Consider the following 23,224-nt stretch of genomic DNA (forward strand, 5'->3'; position numbering starts at 1 on the left):
TCTTGACACAAACATCCGTGAGAGTATTGGTTGTGGACGATTCGGCTGTCGTGCGCGGACTATTGGTCCGGGCATTGGACACCGATCCCTATATTACGGTTGCTGGCACTGCCATGCACGGGTTGGCCGCATTAGAGTTTCTGCGAAAAACTCCCGTAGATGTTGTCGTCCTTGATGTGGAAATGCCTGTGATGGACGGCGTTACCGCGCTACGAGCCATTCTCAAGGAATTTCACGATACGCAGGTGATCATGGCCAGTTCCATGACCTATGCGGGCGCCGAGACGACCATCCAAGCGCTCACCATCGGCGCAGCTGAATGTATCGCCAAACCGGTTGCCAAAAATGCCGCCGACAGCATCGCCCAACTCTCGCAACAATTGCTGCCGTTGGTCAAGGCACTCGGGCAACGCAATACACAGGCGGCAACTCCTGGAAAACCAGTTCTTTTCACCTCCACATCGACCGTAGCCATACCAAAAGTCTTGGTCGTAGGCGCCAGTACCGGCGGCCCTAAGGCACTTTCATCGTTGGTGGCGGGACTGCCGGTCGACTTTGATCTCCCGATCCTCATCACCCAGCACATGCCGCCCATGTTTACACCCATGCTCGCCAAGCATCTGGAGAAGGATGGTGGACGTCCCTGCTGCGAAGCGACGAACGGCATGCTCATCGAACGAGGCCACACCTACGTGGCGCCGGGCGGATTTCATATGGCCATTGATCGCCAAGAAAAACGTATGGTGACCGTGCTCAATGAAGAACCACCGGAACATTTTTGTCGGCCCTCGGTCAATTTCTTGTACCGATCCGCCGCTCAATGGTACGGCCAATCCACATTGGCGGTGATGTTAACCGGCATGGGAGAAGACGGGATCGAAGGCGCCCGCGAGCTGTCCGCCGTCAGAGCCCCCATCATCGTGCAAGACAAGGCCACGAGCGTCGTCTGGGGCATGCCAGCCGCCATTGCCAACGCCGGTTTGGCCGACCAGACCCTCCCGTTGGATCTCATCCCCAACGCCATCCAACGCATCTGCCGCCAAGCAATGGCTGTGAAATAGCTGGGCCAGTTTTTCGTCAACGGTGCCGGCATTGTGGCGCTTGCGCAACAAAAAACCGGTTGCGGGCAACCTCGTCGCCGGCAACCGGTAGATTTTTAATTCCTGGAGCGGGGCATCACGCCTCGCCTGGCCCCTCGGAGCCGCTGGTGAATTTTGCCGCCTCCTCCGCATCGGGATGCCCGGCCAGAATCTCTGCCGTATAGCCCCCCTTCGACTTGAAGTAGGCGATCAACGCTAAGTAGCAGACCAGCATGATACAGGGGAAGATCGCGACGGTTGCTAGCGTCGCTTTCTTCGAGAGCAAGACGTATTCATCAACAGTCGTCTTCTCCGCAGCGGGGAGTTCTTCCTTCTTTTCGGGATCGACCGCCGTGTAGGGACCGAAGACGCTATTCTTTTCGGTGGTGATCTGTTCGTAGATCGCAGGTTGCTCTTGCTTGAGGTGATCGGTCACGTTTTCTTCCTGGAGCAGGCCGAAAAACGGTGCCCCCAGCACGCCCACGCCCAGCATACCCACACCACCCGTCGCATTGAGCGTCAACGCGCCCCCTTTCGGGAACCGTTCCGAAACCACGCCCAACATGGTCGGCCAGAAGAACGTTTTCCCGAATCCATAGAGAGTCGCCGCCGCCAGAATCATGATCCCCGCCGCCTTGGAGAGAGCCAAAAGACCGACAGCCGCAATCACGCAACTGAGCGCCAATAGTCCCAGCGGAGAGATCTTGTGCACGATCGGTCCGGCGAAAAACCGCAAGACCATCATGATGAACGACGTATAGACCAACACCCAAGCGGCATTCATCCCCAGCGTCGCCATTTCCGGTTCCATCAAACTGGTGATCCAGCTATCCGTACCGATCTCAGTCGTAGCCAACGGAATCATGATCAACAGCAAGAAGATAAACATCGGCCGGCCCAGTGCTCGGACATAGAGTCCAAACGGCACAACCACTGCTGCGACAACCGCCCATTGGATGGTTGGAGAAAAGCCAAACACGCTTCCCAGAACTTCACGCACAATCAACATGGTGACGATCAATGCCCCCAAGATACCGAATTCTTGGAGCATCTCGCGATAACCACTTCCCGCAGCTACGCGTTCTGAGAGAGGGAATTTGCACTGCAGCATCATGATCCCGTAGGTCAATACGGGCAAGAAAATCAAACCGACTTTCAACCGCCAGTCAATGTCGCCCATCGCGATCGTCAACAGTCCCGCTAACACAAGTCCACCCGGCCAACCCGCATGCAAAATGTTGAGCCATTTGGTTTTTTCGCGGCTAAACAAAGTCGCCACAACCGGATTGATCACCGCTTCGACCGTGCCGTTCCCAAGTGCAAAAATCAGGTTTCCGATATACAGCATCCAGTAACCGGCGGATTTGCCCGCCGCGATTTCAGCGGCAGATGCTCCCTCAGGTGCTAAGACCATCGGAGCACAGATTACGACCACCGCGTAGGCAATGTGAGCAAAAAAGGCGAATGCCATCGCTCGTCCATAGCCGATTTTGTCGATCACCAAGCTGAACAAAATAATGCTGACCCCCATGGGCCACACGCCGACGCCGGCAATTTGTCCTTTTTCAACATCGTCCAGACCAAACTGTGTGCCCCATTCGTCGATCAACACACCGCGAACCATGAAGCCAAAGGCGGTGGCGATCAGTGCGATAAAGCAGGCCCAAAACAAATACTTTTCGCCGTGACTGGACTGGGTTGCAGGTGCAGCATCACTCATGGGTGTCTCCGTCTAATCGTGGCCGCGAAGCTCAACGCGGCACCGAATGGCATCAATAACATGAAAACCAGGTGTGGACCTGTTATCGGGAATCTTAAGAGAGTCACCATTGGAACCGCTCACACAGGTGAACGCAACTCTAGCGAGCCATTTTTGTCTGCAGGGCCAATGCCCTGCGACGTGCTCTCTCAAAATCAACGCAATTCCCGCATACACTTTTGAGATAGCAGGCGACCGTCAAATCGAGACCTGCCTCTACATTCAGCCGTCATGACACATCTTTGGAACTCAAAACTAGTTACGCCGTTGTGGACGCATTGTGCAGCGCGACATTGCCCTTGACCCTCACTTCCCGCTGCCGATACCATCCGCCGATTTCTTAGGACCCGGTATTGAGCCACCATGCCAGATTTCAACTGTTGGAAGAGATGGTTGTTGATCGTCATGACGGTCGCGTTGTTTTTGCGCGTGGGCGCCGCCGCTGTACTGCAATTTCAACTCGACAAGCAACCGGGCCGTCAATTTCTCATCGCAGGGGATGCAACCGGGTATTGGACGTTGGGAGAACAATTGGCCAACGGCAAACCATTTGAACTCTATGTCCCACCGCGACGTATCATGCGCACTCCCGGATTTCCTTGGGTGCTGTCGCTCGGCATGCGCATGTTCGGTGACGACATCATCTACATCCGGCTGATGTTAGCCCTCGTCGGCACAGCTGCCTGCGGATTGGTTTTTTGGTTGGGCAAAGAATTGGTCGACCCAGAGACAGGTGTCATTGCTGCGGGAGTCGCCGCCGTTTCACCCGCATTTGTGGGATTCACACCGCTAGTCCTCAGTGAAACGTTATTCGCCGCCACCATGCTGTTGAGCCTGATCGCGGTTGCGAAACTTCTCAATCTCAATCAACAGAATCAACAGGCCAGTCGGCAACGGTACATTTGGGCTTTTTTGGCCGGCGTCTTGGTGGGCATCGCCACGCTGGTCCGCCCCAGTTGGCTGCTTGTGGGGCCTGGATGCGCATTTTTGTATTGGGCTGTCACGCAGCGTAATCGACACGGATTGTGTCTAGCGGCGATACTCTGCTTCGGTTTAGCGGTTTCGCTGACCCCTTGGACGATTCGCAATTATCGCCTGACCGGTCATATCGTACCAACCACGTTGTGGGTCGGGCCGAGCCTCTATGACGGCATGAGCCCGCAGGCCACCGGCGATAGCGACATGGCCTTTGTGGAACGGGACGGTGTCTACCAGCGGATGTCGGAATTCGATGCGGATCGATACTACCGTGACGCCGCCTGGAAATACGCCGCTGCCCATCCCGGCCGCATTGTGCAGTTGGCCGGTATCAAACTGGCTCGCTACTGGAGTCCCTGGCCCAATGCCGCACAATTCCGCAATTGGTACTTGATGATTCCGCTCACCCTATTTTTCACAGTCATCATGCTGGCCGCGATTCGTGGCGGTTGGCTGTCGTGGGATCGGTTTTGGCTTTGCTTGCTCACCGCCGGACCGATCGTTTATTTCGCCTGTATCCATGCCCTGTTCATTGGTTCCATTCGTTATCGCCTCCCAGCGGAGTATCCGATGCTGGTGCTCACCGCGATCGGCATCCGCTCGTTCCTGCCGACTTTCAACAAAACCAATCTCCACGGCACTCAAGATTCCGCCGAGCCACTTGGCGGCGAATCATCGTCACACTCATAAAGTCTGTTTTCAGCGAAAGCGAGTCAAGGATGGCAGCCATTCGCAAAACCTGTACGTGGATTTTCGTACTGCTCGTATTCGTCGTTGCGGGCGGGGGCGGGTACGCCTATTGGTTTTTATCGCAAAGCGATGAGCTCGTGCGCGCGACGCTGCTAGAAAAACTGGCCGCCGCAGCGCCCGATTGGCAGGCCGAAATCCCCGAAGCCCGCATCGACCTGTGGGGACGGGTACGAGTCTACGACCTGACGCTCAAGAACCCGGAAAACCGTCGGCCCGCCGTGCTGCTCCCCGAAACTATCGTGGTTTTGGACCGGAGCCGTCTGGCCGACCAAGAAGTCGTGATTCAACAGGTCCGCTTGCTGCGACCTGAGTTGGAATTAGTCCGCGATCGTGCAGGACGTTGGAACCTTGAGGGAATCCAACCGCCGCCCGAGTCAAAATCGCAACCTGAGATCTTCGTAGAGCAGGGGGCAATCACCCTCCGCGTCACGCATGAAGACGGACAGCTCTCTCCAGCAATGACGCTGCGCGACGTGAATCTGGAACTGACACCGACCGGCAAAAAACGTTATCGCATCAAATCCGATTTCCAATTGGATAAAGCCGGGGCAATGCAATTGAACGGCGAGTTCGACCTGGTCGCCAAAACCTGGGAGGCGAACGGCGCGATCCAAGAGTTGCAACTCGATGCCGATTTGGCCAAAGAACTCGCGGGATTTTTTCCGAAACAAGTTCGCAAGCTAGACGAACAGACAAGCCAATTGTTGGCCTCCAAGCGCGACTCGCTCGCCGCTCCGGATGCGGACCAGGTGGCGCAACTCGACGATCGCAAGGCGACTGACGGGTTTGATGCGATGGCGGATCGGATCTTGCTCGCCGCGCGGTTGAACGCAAAAACCGAAATCACGTTTCAGGTCAAACAATGGGAACAGGGCGCACCGGTGCAATACGGCGCAAAGATCGCCATTTCCGAAGGCCGGCTGCAAAGCGTGTTTTTGCCGTTTGAATTGCTCGACCTGGGAGGAAACATCTTCGTCAATAATACGCGGATCAATGCCCAAGCACTAACCGCCCGCAACGGGAGTACCAACCTCACCGTCGATGGCAACTGGGCGTTTCAAGAAGCAGATGCCCCGGTGAAAATCGACATCGCCATCAATGACCTGCCAGTCGACACCCGCCTGCGGAGCCGGCTGCCCACCTCATGGAAAAAGTATTACGACGACACTCGTCCCGGCGGCCGAATTGATGTGGCTGCCCAATTGGAATACGACCGCGTCAATAGTTGGAAGCACAGTTCGCGGGTGACGATCAAAGACGGTACGATGCAGCATGTCAAATTCCCCTATCCCGTGACAGACATGAACGGTTGGGTGATTCAAGATGGGCCGTTGCTGACAGCCAATGTGAATGGCATGGCAGGAGACCGGCCGATCACCATTGCCGCTGACGTACGGCACCCCGGCCCGTTGGCGGAATCGACGATCGATATTCACGTCACGGGTTTGCCCATTGATGGCAAACTCATCAACGCCTGTAGTCCGCCCGCCCAGAAGGCGATTCACCAATTGAACCTTCGCGGCACCATCGACGCCGACGTGACGTTATACCGTCCGCCGGGACCGGGACACAAACACCAGCCGCATCTAAAAGGAAAGTTGCTCGACGGCGCGGTGACCTGCGTCCAATTCCCCTATGAACTGAGAGACGTCAACGGACTGATGGAATGGGATGCTGAGGATTGGACATTCGAGCGCATGACTGCCACGCACGGCACCACCCAAGTTTGGGGAGGGGGCAGTTTCATCAAGCGAGACGGCGGTCTGTTGGACATGCGACTCGTCGCTAAAAATGCGTCGTTTGAATCCGAAGAGTTGTACTACGCTCTGCCGGAGGCAATGCAACAGTTGACAAGAGAATTCGAACCGCAAGGCCGATTCGACATCGACTCCCATATCCGCTGGACGCCCGGCACGATTCCTGTTGTGGACATCCACCAGTTGGATCTCAAAAATGATTCCATCAAACTCCGTTCTTTCCCCTTTCCGTTCCACGACGTAACCGGCCGTGTCTCCGTCATAAACAACCCAGATCCGAATTTGAATCAACGGGACATCATCATCACCGGACTCACCGCCAAGCATGGTGACGACAAAACCATCGAATTGCGGGGGAGCGGCGAATACTATCCGCACGGCGAATGGCATGTCAGCTTAGACAAATTGACGATTGACGATCTCGACACGGGAAATCGATTCCGCAAAGCCTTGCCGAACACCTTGAGGGCATTCTTTGAGGCGACCGACCCGCGAGGACATAATATCTCGGCCAACGGGCGTCTTGCTCTACGAGGCACCCCCGGGCCGCGTGAAATGATGGTCACAGCCAAATGGGACATCGACATTTACCATTCAGGTACTTCGATCACCGCAGGGGTCGGCCTGGATGACCTGTTCGGCCGCGTCAATCTGAATGGGGAATGGAACGGCGAAGCGATTATGGGGACAGGTTGGCTCGATTTAGATTCGGTGACGATCGATGGTTATCAATTAACAGATATCGCCGGTCCGATGTATTTCCAAAACGAACAATTTATCATCGGTTCGCGGGCCGTCGCCAGCGACGAAAAGGCCGCCGTGGGACCGACGGCGCCCGACGACCAGGACCGCGTTACAGCTAAGTTCATCGGCGGCAAATTAGTCCTCGATGGCATCGCCACCTTGGACGAAAACAATGCGTATAAAATTAAAATCCATATCAAAGAAGGCCGCGTGGAACGGTATACCGAACGGTACGCCCCCAAACAAAAGCAGTTGCGCGGCGTGATCAACGGCAACGTCGTATTTGAGGGACGTGGGTCTGATCCCAATAGCTTTCGTGGTCGGGGAAACATCAGTATCAATCCGGCGGCGCTCTATGAATTGCCAGTGATTCTACAGATGACCAAGGCTTTAAGTTTTCTGCCGCCGGACAAGACGGCATTCGATCGTGCGTTTGTCAAATTCGAATCCACGAAGCATGAATACTTCTTCCAACAGATCGATTTAGCCGGGGACGCCATCAGTTTGCGAGGACGTGGGCGGATGCGGCAGTCTGATGGCGCGCTCGATCTCGACTTCTACTCCACCCAGCCGCGGAACAAGCTACCCGTGCCAATCGTGGGGAATCTTGCCGCCGGCCTGACTGAAAATTGGGTCTACGTCAAGGTAACCGGCACGACCTCAGACCCGAAGATTAATCAATCCGTCATCCCCCGATTGGACGGTCTGGGACGGAGCCTGCTGGGGATTCTCGGACCGCAGCAACCGACGCAGCGTCCGACCAACGCCAACCGCAGCCGCATTCAACCACGCCGTTAAGTCGGTCCTCAAAGCGGAGCCAACAGCGGCAACCCAGTGCGGTATCGCTGCCTAAGCTTATCGGGGGGCGATCCGGATATCATCCACACACAGTGTGCCGAGCCCGCCATTCAGGCCAACACGAAGAATGGCTTCTGTAGCATGCCGGGGTACTTTGACGGTTTCGCGGACTTCCTTCCACGGAAACGTGCCGGTCCAAGGTCCAACAACGGCGTCGCCGACCACCTGGCGCGATTGATCGTAGAAGTAAACATAAATCGCCGGCAATTCGTACTGCAACGGCCCTTTGCGTCCCGCGTCGAGTTGTACGAACAAACTGATGTCCAGGTGCGAGATCTCGCTGCCGTCGATGGCGAAGCCTTGTAGAATTTGCGACCCGCGTCCCGGCGTATCGTTCTGGAATTGCATATACGCCTTCCCCTCAGGCGCTTGGACCGAAATCCGTTGGTTTTGCCGTTGATAATGCCAACCCTCGGCGCGATCCTCTTCGTTTCCAGCCGCCTCGAAACCCCCGTTGACGATTCGAGGACGCAACGGATCAGGTTGGACCTGGCGCTCATCCTCCGCTTTGCCCGTCATGGGAACGAATAACGTGGGGATCAACTGTTGCTTGACCAACTTACCCTCTTGTTTTTCGAAGAGATAGAACACCTGTTGATGTCGCTCGCCCAGGGGAATGATCATCTTGCCGCCGTCTCGCAGTTGATCAATCAGTTTTTGAGGAACGTCTTCCGGCGAACAGGTGACGATGATCTTGTCAAACGGGGCATGCCCCTCCCAGCCTCGGTATCCGTCGCCCACTTTGGCGGTCACATTGTCGTAACCCAATCGTTTCAATCGCCGCGCGGCAGATTTCCCCAGCGACTCAACGATTTCGATCGTATACACATGCTCCACAATTTCCGCTAACACCGCCGCTTGGTACCCGCTGCCGGTGCCGATTTCTAACACGCGATCCGACGGTTTAGGCTCGATAGTCTGCGTCATGTAAGAGACGACAAACGGCGGCGAAATCGTTTGTTTAAATCCGATCGGCAATGCCTGATCGTAGTAGGCGAGTTTCTGTAGCGACGTTCGCACAAACTCGTGCCGCGGTACGGCCTTAATCGCCGACAAGACTGCTTCGTCGGTGATCCCGTCGCGTGCAACGACGTTTTTCACCATCTTCAATCGGAGTTGACGAAATGCGGGTGTGTCTTTCGCCACGCCCCGCAAGGGCAGGGTCGCGATTAAGCAGACAGCCAAGGTGATTCCAAATCGTTTCCCAAAATCAGTCAGGACGAGCATGGTTTGGGTTCCCCGAGAATCGTAACTCTCATCGTTGAGAAGGACTTAAGCCGCGGAACGCCCGCGTCAAGGACTTCGATGCGCATCAAGATGGCCCAACCCTCATTTTACGGCGCAAAGCGGGCGGCGGGAACCGCGAGTTTCCCTCCGGACGGCAATTCTGCCTATTTTTGTGGCACGCATTCCAGGGGCTTGTATTGTGTCCCTCATCCGCAGTATTCCCCCCGAACGAGACGTGTATTACGGTCGCTCGGCGATCTGCAACGCGTCGCTATCCAGCGCCGGCTGGTTGCGGAGTTGCAGGGTTATCCGGTTTTTGAGGCTTCGCAGCTCCAACCGCCGGTTATGGGGATCAAAGGTAGCCTGGACGATGCGATGCGAAAGAATATCGCGGCGACGGCCGAGCAGTTTCCCCGTATCGGCGTGATAGGCGGCCACTTGCAGGAAGAACTGGCCCCGCCAGTTGACGCGGCTTAACGTCACGAGCACCGGTTCCTGGAAGTCGTCGATGCGGGGAATCACGCATTGCGGAATCCCTCGCGTCCACAACAACTCTCCATCCCTACGCCGATAGACTTGTAACTCGCCGTTGATCCGTGTGTGGGGTAGGTAGGTCTCTCCTGCGAAGGAATTCGCCTGCCATGCCCCGCGAACATGCCGTTGCATATTCACGTAGATGCGGTGTTCGTCCTGGAAAATCGAGAGATGCCGAATTCCGCTCGCTTCTTCCGCCGTAAGCGGAACATCCAATTCGACGCGGCCGGTCATGCCGTCGATAATGCGCAGTCCCCCCGTCTGCTGGCAGAGAAAGGCAAAGCTGGTTGAATAGGAGACCGGGACGATGAGCGGATTACGATTTGATCGCGTCGCTGTCGTAGACAGAATCGGTTCATTACAAAGGAATTCGTCGGTCAACGGATCCCACAACCGCAGGTAACGGATCTCTCCTTCTTGGGCGACATGCAGAAAATTGCGTCCAAACAGTTTTCGCTGTTGGGTTAGCTCGATCTCAAGCGTCCCTTGGCGCAGTTCTCGTCCGGTGGCCGTCTCATAGACGGTGAATGATTTTTTGTCGCGGCCCATCATCACCAGCACATCTTCGTCGCCGAAGAGCCCATGCTCCCGATCGGCCATCAAACCTCCGCTAGGTTGAATATCATTCCGCTGCCAACGGACCTTGCCCGTGGCCGGATCGAGGACCAGCAACTTTTGCGGCGATTGAAAGGCAACGAAAGAAAACCCAGCCGGACCGGGCAGGATGGTCCCCACGTTTTCCGAGGCGCCGGCCGCTACTGTTGTCCACGAAACGGTTTTCTCAGCAGGTTGCAATGGATCTTTCCCGATCGGCTGTGCTGGATTCAACAGCGACACACCATGCATCGCTCCCCCTTCGTGGCTTCCCGCCGCGAAGAAATGTCCGGAGAAGGCTTGATTCACCGCACCGGCAGACGGAGCAACCGCTCCCTTCGGTAACCGCAGAACGCCCACGGCCATTCCCAGTTCGCGATGCACCTGCCACAAATCCGTACTTGGACGTCGTTTGCCCGTGGGGCGTAAATCAAAACCGCAATCATACGGTACGTTGAGCGGACGCCAGAAATTGGAATAGACGTTTTCCAGTTCAAATTGTGGGGAACGGTCTTCGCTGATCCCGACTCCCGTAATTTCCGCAGTCGCTCGTCGTGGTGAAAGCGCAGCTTGGAATGTGCGGTCACGGCCGCCAAGTTGCCGAATGGCTTGTGCACCGGTTAATCCCGGTGCGACCTCTTCACGGGCAAAATGTTCCCCCAAGTCCCGCGCCATTTCCGCCGACTTGGTGTACAGGTGACGATCGGCATACAGTTGGGCCAGCGCCCACGTGGCAGTCGCGGCAATGGAATAGTCGCCGTCACGACGGCATTTGTTGAGTAGTAACTCAGCGGTCTGGAATCGTCCTTCAGCCAACTCCAATTCCGCCAATAACAAACGTGCGCGATCGGCTTCTTCAAAGTTCGCAAAATTCGCCAAGAATCGCCGTAGCGGTTTAATACGTCGCTGTGACAGCGCGGTATCTAAACGTTGGGCGATCTGAGATCCGATCCACCCCGCAGTTTCAGGATCGGCTTGGCTCCACATGCGGCTAAAGAAATAGGGAACCCACGAGGCTTGTGTGACGAGATGGGTTTTGTCCGTGCCCAAAGGAACCGGTTCGTTCAAACCCAAATCCGCAAATTGCAGTGCCGCATCGACTGCCTCTTCAAAATGCTGTTCGCGAAGTTCATATTCCCCTTTGTGCACCAAATAGCGGGCGCGCTGCATGGGAGAGTGCGTCACTTCGCTCAACTCCGCCAACAGCACCGGTTCTTCGGTCGAAGGCGAATGCAACTGCAAGTACAATGCTTCCCACAACAACGATTCCGCATCCTCAACCCGATCGACCGGCATTTCCTCACGCAGCGCCGACCGTAGGTGCCGCTTCGAAGATTCCAATCGTCCGAGAATCAATTCCAACTCACCCGCTTGCAACAAATCCGTAGCGGACGCTTCCTGCCGACCGATGCGCGCGGTCAATTCGCGAAGATGCGGTTCCGTCTGGGGAAACGCCGTCAACCGATCATGCACCAGGGAATAGATAATGTCATCATGAACGGCGAGATTGCCGATCGCATCCTTGGCCAAAATGGTCGATAGTCCCGTTTTTTGGCCGGTAGCAATGTTCAGATTGGCGACCGTCCCGTTCGCGAGCGGCAAAATGTATTCGTCGCCCAGTTGCACCCCGCGTCCGGAGCACATGCCGGTCCTGACTTCCCAGCGGACTTCGCCGGTTGCAAGATCCAGGCCGCGGCATTTGTGGCGTCCCACGACCAGGATCGTTTCCCGATCAATGGTGGCAACGTATTCACTGTCATCCCGAGGCACACGCCAGTTCCGTTCGCCGTTTGCTAAATCGATGCAATGAATAAAATTCGACTGCCGCGGCATGGTGATCACATTGCCATCGGCGATCAACGGCAAATCGGGATATCCGACGTACCCGTGCGGAGTATGCCGCCGAAACGGCATGCTGCCGAATTGTTTTTTCGGCAGCAGGTCGCCGTAGTAATAAACCCAGAGTAGCGATCCGGTCGTTTCATCCACGCCGACGACGACGCCCAGCTGCGTCGGACAGACGAGAACGCCTTGCGCATAGGAGGGTGTGCAGGGGAGCGCGTAACGGTGGCGATCCTGGTCAATCGACATATCCACCAGGGCGATTCCCTGCGACCAATCCACCTCACCGCTGCTTGGATCCAAGGCGGTCAATTTGACTTGATGCCGGTATTCGGAAACCACGAACAACCGCCCGTGTAAAGGGAGCGGCGCGCCTAGGAAAAAATGTCCTGCCAAGCGATCCGTGGTTGTGGTTTTTGCTTCCGATTCCACTCCGCCAACCGACCATGTCGGCGACTTCACCAAGCCGTCCGACTGCACGGGCAGCGCAATCAAACGGTTCGACTTTCTTCGATCCCCACTTGGATCCTCGACAACTTTTCCACCGATCACTCGTGGTGGATTCCAGCTCAATTCTAATTCGTCGATAGCAAAAACGTGTTGCCCGTCGCTGGACAGCATGCCCCAACTGGCATTGCCGGCCAACAGCCAGTTCCAGTCCGACCGTTTTCCGCGACTCTTGGCATGTTTGATCTTCGTGAGCGACGATTCGCAGGCGAAATGCCAGCGCGTGGCTCCCGTTTGCGAATCGAGCGACTGAATGCCTTGGCGATCCCGCAGCACGACTTGGTTTCCGACGGCGATTGGGTAATGCGCAATCGCGATCGGCTGTCCGTTTTCGCGTTGATTTTTGGACCACTTGGAGATCTTCTCGTTGACATCGACTTCGACCGTCGTTGCCGTTTTGCGATTGAAAAATGCATGTTGCCACAGCGGTCGTAAGTAGGGCGAACTGCCGTCGTGGTTGGCAATACGACTGGGAGTGCCCATGACCATCGGCCACAGGGAGACCTGCGGAGTGGTTTCGCCGTCGTATGCGGCGTGCGTCAGCATATTATCAACAAGGCTCTGGGAATCCATCCCGCTGGCAGCGACGATTCCAGCTCCTTCCAGGATTTCCTCAGCGCGTTGGAGGTGCCCGCTGCGGCGAAACGCGATGGCCGCCTTGACGCGATGGACTTGTCCAATCCGCCGTGCGTGCACGCGACTTTCGAACACGCGGTCCCAACACCGCGCCGCTGCGTCATAGTTACCGTGATCCGCCCACCAGGTGGCTAAGCGATTCGTTGCCTGAAATCCGGCATCGGTATAGAAGTAGTCGCGACTCACTTTTTGGACCGACTGCACGTTGCCGTCTTGAACTGCTTTTTGCAAGTGATGTTGAGCGACCGGACCGAACAGAATTTCGTAGCGCCGCCAAATGGAGACAGCGAGCCGTTCAAACGACTGTTCCGCCTCCCTGCGTGCACTGCGGGGATCTGCTTGGCTGGGGTCGTAGAGGAAACTGTCCTCGTTGTGTTCCCACACGCGTTGCAGTTGCGCCAGCGCTTCGTCGTTTCGTCCGGCGGTCATTAGCTGCTGAGCGGTATCGATCCACAATCGCAATTCGCGGTTGCGAAACACAAATTGCCGCAGTGCCGCGCGCTGTTGTTGCGCTTCGGCTGGAGAGATCTCGCGCGGTATGTCGGCGGCATTCGCAGGTAGTCGCGCCACCCGCTGAACCTGGACTCCGTCCTCGGCCGAGAGCATCATGCCCATTTCGGCTGACGAGAAAAATAAGACCGCGCCGGCGGCGAAGCATGTCGCCACAAGCGGAACAGATTTGACACGCATGCGATGCATGGCTTCCCCTTTCAGGAGGCGAAGACAAGAGACGCATCTCTCTAGAGAGGTTTTCAACGCTTCGTGCGCAGAAACCCAAAAATCCAGCGAGTCAGTTTCATTATAATCCTAGGTGCAAATTAAACGCCGGCATAACAATTTTGTCGCATAGTGAAATCAATGTGCTGGTGTGCTTTGTTGATGAGCAACAACTGTGCCTTTTAACGGCATAGTTCCAAATGTAAGGGCAAGCGCAAGGCGGAACGGAGCCTGCGGCAACAGTCATCGCCGATCGCTCCGTAATCAGTTTCGTAGGTGTGACTTGATGGATTCAGTAAGGACCGGATTGCCGAACGTTTCAACAACGGGACGATGTGTGTGTTTGAAATGGCTATGACAAGTATAGGCCAGAAGTATACGCGAAACCACGATTTTCTCGAAGGGGAGTTCTGCGAACCCCCATTATTCACGGCTTTTGTCGAGGAAATTCACTTCGCCCCTCTATTTATCTCACAAGTCAGTTGCGCCAATTTACGGTGTTTGCCGATCAACAAATCTCCTCATCAAACAAAAAACCCCCCGAATGAACCGGGGGGTTAATCAAAATTAATTCCTTTAGTAAACAAGCCCCTGCAGCTGGTGCGGACTCCAATCCCTTTCGTTTTAGAAAAATTTATTCACAACGCGACGACTGTTTTAAGACGTCTCGATTATGACGCCGTGCAAGTCGCTCCGTGCACATTTTTGCGGCAATCACTGTTGCGAGCATCGACACGACCGCGATGTTTGCCATCAGCACAGGGGGGATCCAACTCAAATTCCTGTTGTTGCTGAACCACCTCAGCGCGATGAATCGGGATCTCTTTGCCCGCTTCAAACCCAAGTCGAATGCGATCCCCTTTGACTTCTAAGACGGTCACACAAACGTTTTCGCCAATGAAGATTTTTTCGCCTACTTTGCGTCCAAGAACCAACATAACGTTCCCTCCTGAGGATAATCACAGCCAGCCGTTGCCCCTCTAGGTTTTCGCCGATTACGGGAGGTCGACGATTGCATTCCGTTTGGGCCGGTCGGTGATAGCTGGGTCAGTGTCGTTTTCTAAACGACGTATTAGTCAAAATTACGACGATGGGGATTTTCTCGAAAAATGCAAATCAAACAATGCATCTTCCTGCGACGCACTCCACTGTGTCGCACTAAAGTGCGACATGGCCAAATTCGTCTTCGTACGCCTCATTTCCGCCGTCAGGTGTGAATGTCCAATCCGGGCCACTTCGACAGTTACATTTTTAGCCAGTGCATGAATTGCAACAAGAGGAGGCTCCTTAAGTTGCACCCAGCAAGGTTGTTGCGCGTTTTTGTGTGATGGCGGACAGGTCCACATTCGTTGTCTTAGCTCAAAACAGGTATTGCAAGGATGCGAGTGTTGATTGATAATTAGATTACTGTTTACACACCCGCCGCTTGGCGGTGGAAATCCTCGACGCTATGCCTGTCACCGGTTTCACCTTAGGTCCCGTATCCCCAGTATTTAAAATTTGGTAGTCGACCATGGACGGTCAGCAACTTCTTCACCGCAATCACGCATTTCATTTGCGAGTGAGGTCGTTCTTGCTGCGCTAAGATATTTTGGACACGCACGTACACGGAAGACTCCACGGGGCCACAAGCGATTCACATTTCAGTGAACTGCTGCTACGGAAGGAGGTCCACTATGGTACACAGCGACTCGATCCTGGATCGCATATCACAGCGACAAAATCCCGAGGTCTACCGCCAGGAACACTGGCAAGGCTCTTTTCAAGAGTACCTCGACATCGTCCGCGAAAAACCGTACGTCACACGCACCGGTTGGCAGCGACTCTACGATTTGGTGCTTTCCTACGGAACCTATCCGGTTGAAGGCAGCAAAGAAGGCCGCATCCGCTACAAGTTCTTTGACGACCCCGAGAACGACGGCCGCGATGCCATCTTTGGGCTCACCAAGCCGCTGATGGAACTGGTGAACGTCTTTCAAAGCGCCGCCAAGAAATACGGCAGCGAACGCCGTGTGCTCTTGTTGCACGGCCCTGTGGGAAGTTCCAAAAGTACCATCGCTCGTTTGCTTAAACGGGGCGTCGAACGTTATAGCGAATCCGATGAGGGAGCGCTCTATTCGTTTGGTTGGAAAGGCGAAGAGGGCGAGGACATTACGTGGTGTCCTATGCGGGAAGAACCGTTGCACCTGATTCCCAACAGTGACCGCGGCGAATTGCTGGAATTCCTCAACGCCGAGAATGATGGCGAGGGGGATCGCCACACAGTGGAGATCAACGGCGATCTCTGTCCGTTGTGCAGGTTTATGTTCAATCAACGTCTTGAGAAATACGACGGCGATTGGACGCGGGTTGTTAAAGACATAACGATTCGCCGCGTGATTCTTTCAGAACAAGACCGTATCGGAATTGGAACGTTCCAGCCCAAGGATGAGAAGAATCAAGACTCGACGGAACTGACCGGTGACATCAACTATCGCAAAATTGCCGAATACGGCAGCGAAAGCGATCCCCGCGCCTTCAATTTCGACGGCGAGTTCAACGTCGCCAATCGTGGCTTAATCGAGTTTATCGAAGTCCTGAAACTGGACGTTGCCTTCTTATACGACCTGTTAGGTGCGTCCCAAGAACACAAGATCAAGCCGAAGAAGTTCGCTCAGACCGACATCGACACGGTGATCATTGGGCATACCAACGAACCGGAATATCGCAAATTGCAGTCCAACGAGTTCATGGAAGCCCTGCGCGACCGGACGGTGAAAATCGATATTCCGTACGTGACCAAACTCTCCGAAGAAATCCGCATCTACGAGAAGGACTACAATACCAAACGTGTTCGCGGCAAACACATTGCGCCGCACACATTAGAAATCGCAGCGATGTGGGCGGTGTTGTCCCGCTTAGAAGAACCGAAAAACGCCGGCCTGACGTTGATGCAGAAATTGAAGTTGTACAACGGCAAGTCGCTACCGGGCTTCACGCTCGACAACATCGAACACCTGCGGAACGAGGCCAAGTCCGAAGGACTAAACGGGATCTCCCCGCGTTATGTTCAGGATAAGGTCTCAAATGCCTTGGTCGCCAACGGCGCGGCCACGAGTCTGAATCCGTTCATGATTCTCAACGAACTCGAAGCGGGGTTGAAGCATCATTCGCTGATCCCCAACGAGGAGATTCGTGAAAATTATCGGCATTTGATAGCCGTCGTTAAGGAAGAATATACCGACATCGTCAAAAATGAAGTTCAACGCGCCATCGCCGCTGACGAAGAGTCATTGGGGCGGCTGTGCTCGAACTATATCGACAATGTCAAAGCTTATACCCAAAAAGAGACCGTCAAAAACAAGTTCACCGGCCAGTCCGAAGAACCGGACGAACGTCTGATGCGATCCATCGAAGAACGGATCGATATTCCCGACACTCGCAAAGACGACTTCCGCCGGGAAATTATGAACTACATCGGCGCTCTGTCGTTGGACGGCAAGCAGTTTGATTACAAAACGAATGAACGTTTGCAAAAGGCGTTGGAACTGAAACTATTCGAGGATCAGAAGGATACGATCAAACTCACCAGTTTGGTGTCCAATGTGGTCGATGCCGACACGCAGGTCAAAATTGACATCGTCAAAGGCCGACTGATCCGTGACTTTGGATACAACGAAGAATCGGCCACCGACGTATTGCAGTATGTGGCGAGTATTTTCGCTCGGGGCGACGCCAAGAGCGAATAGCCGTACGAGTCAATAAGTTTTCATGAGTTCCCGCGAATATCCGTTCCGTCCTCCTACGGTATTCGCGGCGGACTCGTTCGGTCACGTCGCCGGTCGCTCCAATCCATTGTCGTCAGACGACTCCTCACCGGCGGCAATCTTCTCTACAAGTCGTTTCAAAACCCTCTGTCGCGTCTCACTGACACTAATCTGAACGTTTCGAGAACAAGCGCAACCGGGTTTTAAAACTGGTTCTAGGCAGTTTCGCGCAAGGCCGACTCATGTCCCGCAACATCGATCAAGACTTATCGCGATTTAAGGATATTGTGCGCGGTAAAGTCCGTCGGCAGTTGCGAAAATATATCACACACGGAGAGATGATCGGCCGCAAAGGTCGAGACTATGTCAGCATTCCCGTCCCGAATATCGAAATCCCGCATTTTCAACATGGCCAAAAAGGAGCCGGCGGAGTGGGACAAGGAGACGGCGACGTCGGGCAACCGATCGGACGGGGGCAGGACGACGGGGACGGACAAGGCCAAGCCGGCGATCAACCGGGCAGCGGTCATATCCGCGAGGTCGAAGTCACCTTGGACGAGCTGGCGGAAATGTTGGGGCAGGAACTGGAACTACCCCGTATCGAACCCAAAGGCAAAAACAACATTACCACCAAGAAGGACCGCTACACGAGCATTCGCACGACCGGTCCCAACTCCCTGCGGCATTTGAAACGGACCTATAAAAAAGCGCTGCGACGGCTGATTGCGTCGGATGACTACGACCCGCAGCGTCCAGTCATCATCCCCACGCGCGACGACCAGTTGTATCGCAGTTGGAAGACAACCGATGAACCAGAAACCAACGCAGCGGTCATCTATGTCATGGACGTCTCCGGATCGATGACCGACGACCAAAAGGAAATCGTCCGCATCGAAGCGTTTTGGATCGACACTTGGTTGCAAAACCAATACGACGGCATCGAAACGCGTTATGTAATCCATGATGCGGTCGCTCGCGAAGTCGACGAAGACACGTTTTATCACACGCGTGAAAGCGGCGGGACCAGAATTTCCTCAGCCTACAACGTGGTGCAGAGTTTGATTCAACGCGACTTCAATCCCACGGATTGGAATATTTACGTCTTTCAGTTCTCCGATGGAGACAACTGGGGCGAAGACAACCGCGATTGCCTAGAGATCCTCACCGAGAACATCGTCCCCCACTGCAATTTGTTCTGTTACGGCCAAGTCGAAAGCCCCTACGGTTCGGGCGAGTTCATTCGTGAACTTCAAGACGTGCGCGAACAGCACGACAACGTGGTTCTTTCGGAAATAGAAAATAAAGAAGCGATTTACGAATCCATTAAGTCGTTTTTGGGAAAAGGGAAGTGACTAGGAGTTGTGCCGGCAGGCGGGAGCCTGCTCGACGAACGTTTTTCATAAATCTACGGACAACAGCCTAAAGCCAAATCATCCATGCCCGTCTCCACACATCGACCATTGCCCTCGAATATCGCCGCCATCCAGTGCGAGATGGAGGCGCATGCGGCGAATTATGGTTTGGACTTTTATGACACGATCTTCGAGTTCGTGAGCTATGAAGAACTGAGCATGATCGCCGCCTATGGCGGATTCCCCACGCGCTATCCGCATTGGCGATTCGGCGCGCAATACGACGAATTGATGAAAGGCTATACGTACGGTCTGCAGAAAATTTACGAAATGGTGATCAACACCGATCCCTGTTACGCCTATCTGCTCTCTTGCAATTCAATCACGGATCAAAAACTGGTCATCGCCCACGTGTATGGCCACTGCGATTTCTTCAAAAACAATGCGTGGTTTTCGCCAACGAATCGCAAGATGCTCGACCAAATGGCCAACCACGCCAGTCGCGTGAAACGCTACGTCGATCGCTACGGAAGTGAAACGGTCGAACAATTTATCGACGCCTGCTTGTCGTTAGAAGATTTGATCGACTCGCATTTACCGCACGTCAAAAAACAACAAGAAGAGGCTCCGCCGAAACCGGACAACGAAGATGAGGATTCGCAAGAGTCGACCCGGAAATTCCCCTCAAAAGGGTACATGGACCCCTACATCAATCCGCCGGATGTGTTGCAAGCCGAAGCGGATGAAGAACGTAAAACACAGGAAAACAAGGAGAAAAGCCGCTCTTTTCCCGATACTCCCCAGCGCGACGTACTGCTGTTTTTGCTCGAACACGCCCCACTAAAAAGTTGGCAACATGACGTCTTGTCAATCATCCGTAACGAGGCGTATTATTTTCTACCGCAAGGACAAACCAAGATCATGAACGAAGGCTGGGCCAGCTATTGGCACAGCAAAATCATGACCTCACACGGTTTGACCGACGCCGAGGTAATTGAGTACGCGGATCACCACAGCGGAACCATGGCCACCAGCCGCAATCGGCTCAACCCTTATAAGTTGGGCATCGAGCTGTTCAAGGATATTGAACGCCGCTGGGACCAAGGAAAATTCGGTCCGGAATACGAAGCGTGCGACGACATGCACGACAAGGCCAAGTGGGACCAGAAGTTGGGCAAGGGCCGCGAAAAGATCTTCGAGGTGCGCCGGGTTCACAACGATGTCACGTTTATCGACAATTTTCTCACACCTGAATTTTGTATCGAACAGAATTTCTTTCAATATCGGTACAATGAAGATACGAATTACTACGAAATTGCTGACCGCGAATTCAATACCATCAAACAACAACTGTTAAACAACCTGACTAATCACGGTCGTCCGTTTATCCATGTCCTCGACGGTAACTATCGCAATCGAGGAGAACTCTACTTATTTCACAGGTTTCAAGGGACGGAATTAAAACAAGACTATGCGGAAGACACGCTCGTCAACTTAGAAAAACTTTGGTCCCGACCGGTGCATATCGAAACGGTTGTGGACGAGACACCAACCGTCCTTTCCTTCGACGGTTCGGAACACGAGAGCAATCCCAAGTCTTGACAACCTGCTGTTCATATTCGTTATCCAATGGTGTCATCATGACCCTCTCCACTAAAGTCTTAAAATCGCTGACAAGCTTGCACGGATATTCCTCCGAACAGCCGACTTGCGCCATCTGGACCTCCCAAGATGTTCGCGTGGAAGTCGACTTTACGGTCGTGGACCGCATGAGTTGCTCGATTCGCGAATTGCGGCTGCAGGCCGATCGCCTGGAAAACGTCGCCTTCGATAAGGTTCAAGAATGGGCTGACGATATCTGCAATCGACTCACCTATCTGCTGGAAAACATGGGCGCTCTCGAAAAGGACGAAAAGCAGAAAAAAGTCCTCGTCCGTTCCACGCCGCCCGGCAAGCAGGATGGCGACACGGTCTTTTACGAAGCAGTCCTCCACGCCCCCAGCGGCGTCAGCCTACAACGCTTCCGCTCCCAAGCCGGCCAATCCGGCCGCGAACAAATCGACATGCACTGCACGCACGAGGTACTGGTCAAACTAGTCCAAGACCTAGTCGATTCAGTTCCCGGGCAACAGGCGTGAGACGTGAGGCTTGAGGGATTAGGCTATAGACCAAAGGCTGTAGGGTTGGCGCACCTACGCCGTTTGGCCACAATGAGCCAACCTCTGGCCACTGACCACTGGCCACCGGCCACTTTTTTTACTGCCCTCTGTCTACTGCCTACTCATCCCCAGATCCCCGGCGCGAAAACATGGTCGCGCCTGCACCAATGCCCAGCGACAAGCTGCGACGGGAAATCGCTTATGAAGCGGCCCGTCTGATGTATTCCCGGCAAGAATCCGAATATTACACCGCCAAAATGAAGGCGGGTCGCAAGTTGTGTCGCGGCTGGGTTAAGCCCCGCGACTTGCCCAGCAATGCCGAAATCCGCGAAGCCATTCAAAGCTTCGCCCGTATGCATGAGGGGGACCAGCGGACCGCCAACCTCCGCGAGATGCGCGTCGCCGCCTTGAGAGTCATGCGGCTGTTGGAGCGGTTCCGCCCTCGGCTCATCGGCAGCGTAATGACCGGTCATGTGCGGCGCGGGTCGGATATCGACATCCATATCTTTTCCGACAGCGTCGAGGCGGTCGTAGCGGTGCTGCGCGAAGAAGGTATTCCACACGACCTGGAGCGCAAGCAGGTCCGCAAGCATGGCGAGGAGCGGGTCTTCAATCACCTGCATTTCCACGACCAGTTTCACTTTGAACTAACGATCTATGCGTCGAAGCAGGCGCATTACGTCTTCAAAAGTTCCGTGACCGGCAAAGCCATCGAGCGGGCCAGTATTGCGGAGTTGGAACTGTTTCTTGCTGTGGAGTATCCCAGTTTGGATCTCGACGAAGCGGTGGCCGAGGTGGAGGAACGGGTCGATCGCTTTCAGATTTACGAGATGCTGCTCGTCCCGTTGGAGCAGGTGAAGCAGTCCAAAAAATACCATCCCGAGGGGGACGTGCTATACCACAGCTTGCAGGTCTTCGATATCGCCCGCGAAGAACGTCCCTACGACGAAGAGTTTCTGCTGGCGGCACTGTTGCATGACGTGGGTAAGGGGATCGATCCTGACGACCATGTGTCCGCAGGGCTGGAAGCACTGGCCGATTACATCACGCCGCGGACCGCTTGGCTGATCGAGCATCACATGGAAGCGCATGCGGTCGCTGACGGCAGCATCGGCGCCCGCGCCCGTCGCCGCTTAGAAGCCTCGGAGGATTTCGAAGAACTGATGCTATTGGAGGAGTGCGACGATGCCGGCCGCGAACCGGCCTACGATGCTCCGGATGTCGACGAAGCACTGGATTATTTGCGCGAGCTGTCGGCGATGTGCGGGTAGCCATCAAACGGCGTGCAATGCATGTCTCATCAGTCCTCGGATTCACCGGGGGATTCACCGGGGGATTCACCGTCGTCCCAACCCTGTTCGCCGATCAACGGTACAAACCGCACGTTGCACAGTTTCTTCACCCGCAAACCTTCGGTGCCGCGGGTGATGAGTTTCAGTTCCTGCACCTTCTCTTCACCCAGCGGGATGACCATGCGGCCGCCGAGGGTGAGTTGTTCGCACAACGCTTGCGGGAGTTTGGGGGCGGTGGCAGTGACCAGGATGCCGTCGTAGGGGCCTGCGTCGGGATACCCCAATGTGCCGTCGGCGACGTGGTACTCGATGTTGTCGTAGCCCAATGAATCGAGCACGACCTGCGCATGGCGGGAGAGGTTGGCGATGCGTTCGATAGTGACCACCTCGCGGCACAATTGAGCAAGGATCGCCGCCTGATATCCGCTACCGGTGCCGATCTCCAGCACTTTTTCGCGGCCGGTTAATTCTAACGCCTGTGTCATCAAGGCCACAATATAGGGCTGACTGATGGTTTGCCCGTCGCCGATGGGCAGAGCGATATTCTCGTACGCTTTGTTGCGAACGGTTTCAGGCATAAACCGCTCACGCGGTGTCTCGGCGATTGCCTCCAAAACGGCTTGGCTAGAAATCCCATCTCGCTTGAGCGTGGTGATCAATGCTTGCCGACTGGATTCCAGATTCATCAGTTCA

General features: G+C 54.9%; 13 protein-coding genes. 8 read left to right on the forward strand and 5 right to left on the reverse strand.

Annotated features, from left to right (window positions below):
• Window positions 1-2: 2 nt before the first annotated feature.
• The gene (cheB, locus tag CA54_RS17890) at window positions 3-1,061 is read left to right on the forward strand and encodes a chemotaxis-specific protein-glutamate methyltransferase CheB (protein ID WP_146372167.1); all 1,059 of its coding nucleotides are present in this window, start codon (window positions 3-5) and stop codon (window positions 1,059-1,061) included.
• A 115-nt stretch (window positions 1,062-1,176) separates the two neighbouring features.
• On the opposite strand, the gene CA54_RS17895 is transcribed toward cheB, so the two are convergent.
• A complete protein-coding gene (locus CA54_RS17895; RefSeq protein WP_146372168.1) occupies window positions 1,177-2,799 on the reverse strand; it encodes an MFS transporter in 1,623 nt (540 codons plus the stop codon).
• Window positions 2,800-3,201: 402 nt separating this feature from the next.
• Between CA54_RS17895 and CA54_RS17900 the strand changes: the two genes are divergently transcribed.
• Window positions 3,202-4,506: an ArnT family glycosyltransferase gene (locus tag CA54_RS17900; RefSeq protein WP_146372169.1), complete on the forward strand. Its 1,305-nt coding sequence runs from the start codon at window positions 3,202-3,204 to the stop codon at window positions 4,504-4,506.
• Window positions 4,507-4,535: 29 nt separating this feature from the next.
• Window positions 4,536-7,865 carry a hypothetical protein gene (locus CA54_RS17905; RefSeq protein ID WP_146372170.1) on the forward strand — a complete coding sequence of 1,110 codons (3,330 nt, stop codon included), beginning with the start codon at window positions 4,536-4,538 and terminating at the stop codon, window positions 7,863-7,865.
• Window positions 7,866-7,922: 57 nt separating this feature from the next.
• Here the strand turns inward: CA54_RS17905 and CA54_RS17910 are convergent, their stop codons facing one another.
• From CA54_RS17910 to CA54_RS30195, 3 genes are all read right to left on the reverse strand, one after another.
• Entirely contained in the window at window positions 7,923-9,152 is a 1,230-nt protein-coding gene (locus CA54_RS17910; RefSeq protein WP_146372171.1) for a protein-L-isoaspartate(D-aspartate) O-methyltransferase, read from the reverse strand.
• Between the two features lie 240 nt (window positions 9,153-9,392).
• Window positions 9,393-13,955, reverse strand: a complete 4,563-nt coding sequence (locus tag CA54_RS17915; protein WP_197532541.1) for an outer membrane protein assembly factor BamB family protein — start codon at window positions 13,953-13,955, stop codon at window positions 9,393-9,395.
• Window positions 13,956-14,653: 698 nt separating this feature from the next.
• Window positions 14,654-14,920 (reverse strand): carbon storage regulator, encoded by a 267-nt coding sequence (locus CA54_RS30195; RefSeq protein ID WP_146372173.1) that lies wholly within the window; start codon window positions 14,918-14,920, stop codon window positions 14,654-14,656.
• 738 nt (window positions 14,921-15,658) lie between these two features.
• On the opposite strand from CA54_RS30195, the gene CA54_RS17925 reads away from it, so the two are divergent.
• From CA54_RS17925 to CA54_RS17945, 5 genes are all read left to right on the forward strand, one after another.
• The gene (locus tag CA54_RS17925; protein ID WP_146372174.1) at window positions 15,659-17,710 is read left to right on the forward strand and encodes a PrkA family serine protein kinase; all 2,052 of its coding nucleotides are present in this window, start codon (window positions 15,659-15,661) and stop codon (window positions 17,708-17,710) included.
• Between the two features lie 260 nt (window positions 17,711-17,970).
• A complete protein-coding gene (locus tag CA54_RS17930) occupies window positions 17,971-19,080 on the forward strand; it encodes a DUF444 family protein (RefSeq protein WP_146372175.1) in 1,110 nt (369 codons plus the stop codon).
• An 84-nt stretch (window positions 19,081-19,164) separates the two neighbouring features.
• Window positions 19,165-20,682: a SpoVR family protein gene (locus tag CA54_RS17935; protein ID WP_146372176.1), complete on the forward strand. Its 1,518-nt coding sequence runs from the start codon at window positions 19,165-19,167 to the stop codon at window positions 20,680-20,682.
• Between the two features lie 38 nt (window positions 20,683-20,720).
• Complete coding sequence (locus tag CA54_RS17940; protein ID WP_146372177.1) at window positions 20,721-21,218, forward strand: hypothetical protein; 498 nt, start codon at window positions 20,721-20,723, stop codon at window positions 21,216-21,218.
• Between the two features lie 188 nt (window positions 21,219-21,406).
• Window positions 21,407-22,510: an HD domain-containing protein gene (locus tag CA54_RS17945; RefSeq protein ID WP_146372433.1), complete on the forward strand. Its 1,104-nt coding sequence runs from the start codon at window positions 21,407-21,409 to the stop codon at window positions 22,508-22,510.
• A gap of 29 nt (window positions 22,511-22,539) precedes the next feature.
• Here CA54_RS17945 and CA54_RS17950 read toward each other — a convergent pair whose 3' ends face one another.
• On the reverse strand, window positions 22,540-23,217 hold the full coding sequence (locus CA54_RS17950; RefSeq protein WP_146372178.1) for a protein-L-isoaspartate(D-aspartate) O-methyltransferase: 678 nt from the start codon (window positions 23,215-23,217) through the stop codon (window positions 22,540-22,542).
• Window positions 23,218-23,224: the final 7 nt, after the last annotated feature.

The organism is Symmachiella macrocystis (genome assembly GCF_007860075.1).
Classification (GTDB): domain Bacteria; phylum Planctomycetota; class Planctomycetia; order Planctomycetales; family Planctomycetaceae; genus Symmachiella; species Symmachiella macrocystis.

What these genes read in the sequence shown, in the direction of transcription:
- CA54_RS17895 (WP_146372168.1), bottom strand. Translation starts at nt 2,799, where the DNA reads ATGAGTGATGCTGCACCTGCAACCCAGTCCAGTCACGGCGAAAAGTAT.
- CA54_RS17900 (WP_146372169.1), top strand. Translation starts at nt 3,202, where the DNA reads ATGCCAGATTTCAACTGTTGGAAGAGATGGTTGTTGATCGTCATGACG.
- CA54_RS17905 (WP_146372170.1), top strand. Translation starts at nt 4,536, where the DNA reads ATGGCAGCCATTCGCAAAACCTGTACGTGGATTTTCGTACTGCTCGTA.
- CA54_RS17910 (WP_146372171.1), bottom strand. Translation starts at nt 9,152, where the DNA reads ATGCTCGTCCTGACTGATTTTGGGAAACGATTTGGAATCACCTTGGCT.
- CA54_RS17915 (WP_197532541.1), bottom strand. Translation starts at nt 13,955, where the DNA reads ATGCGTGTCAAATCTGTTCCGCTTGTGGCGACATGCTTCGCCGCCGGC.
- CA54_RS30195 (WP_146372173.1), bottom strand. Translation starts at nt 14,920, where the DNA reads ATGTTGGTTCTTGGACGCAAAGTAGGCGAAAAAATCTTCATTGGCGAA.
- CA54_RS17925 (WP_146372174.1), top strand. Translation starts at nt 15,659, where the DNA reads ATGGTACACAGCGACTCGATCCTGGATCGCATATCACAGCGACAAAAT.
- CA54_RS17930 (WP_146372175.1), top strand. Translation starts at nt 17,971, where the DNA reads ATGTCCCGCAACATCGATCAAGACTTATCGCGATTTAAGGATATTGTG.
- CA54_RS17935 (WP_146372176.1), top strand. Translation starts at nt 19,165, where the DNA reads ATGCCCGTCTCCACACATCGACCATTGCCCTCGAATATCGCCGCCATC.
- CA54_RS17940 (WP_146372177.1), top strand. Translation starts at nt 20,721, where the DNA reads ATGACCCTCTCCACTAAAGTCTTAAAATCGCTGACAAGCTTGCACGGA.
- CA54_RS17945 (WP_146372433.1), top strand. Translation starts at nt 21,407, where the DNA reads ATGCCCAGCGACAAGCTGCGACGGGAAATCGCTTATGAAGCGGCCCGT.
- CA54_RS17950 (WP_146372178.1), bottom strand. Translation starts at nt 23,217, where the DNA reads ATGAATCTGGAATCCAGTCGGCAAGCATTGATCACCACGCTCAAGCGA.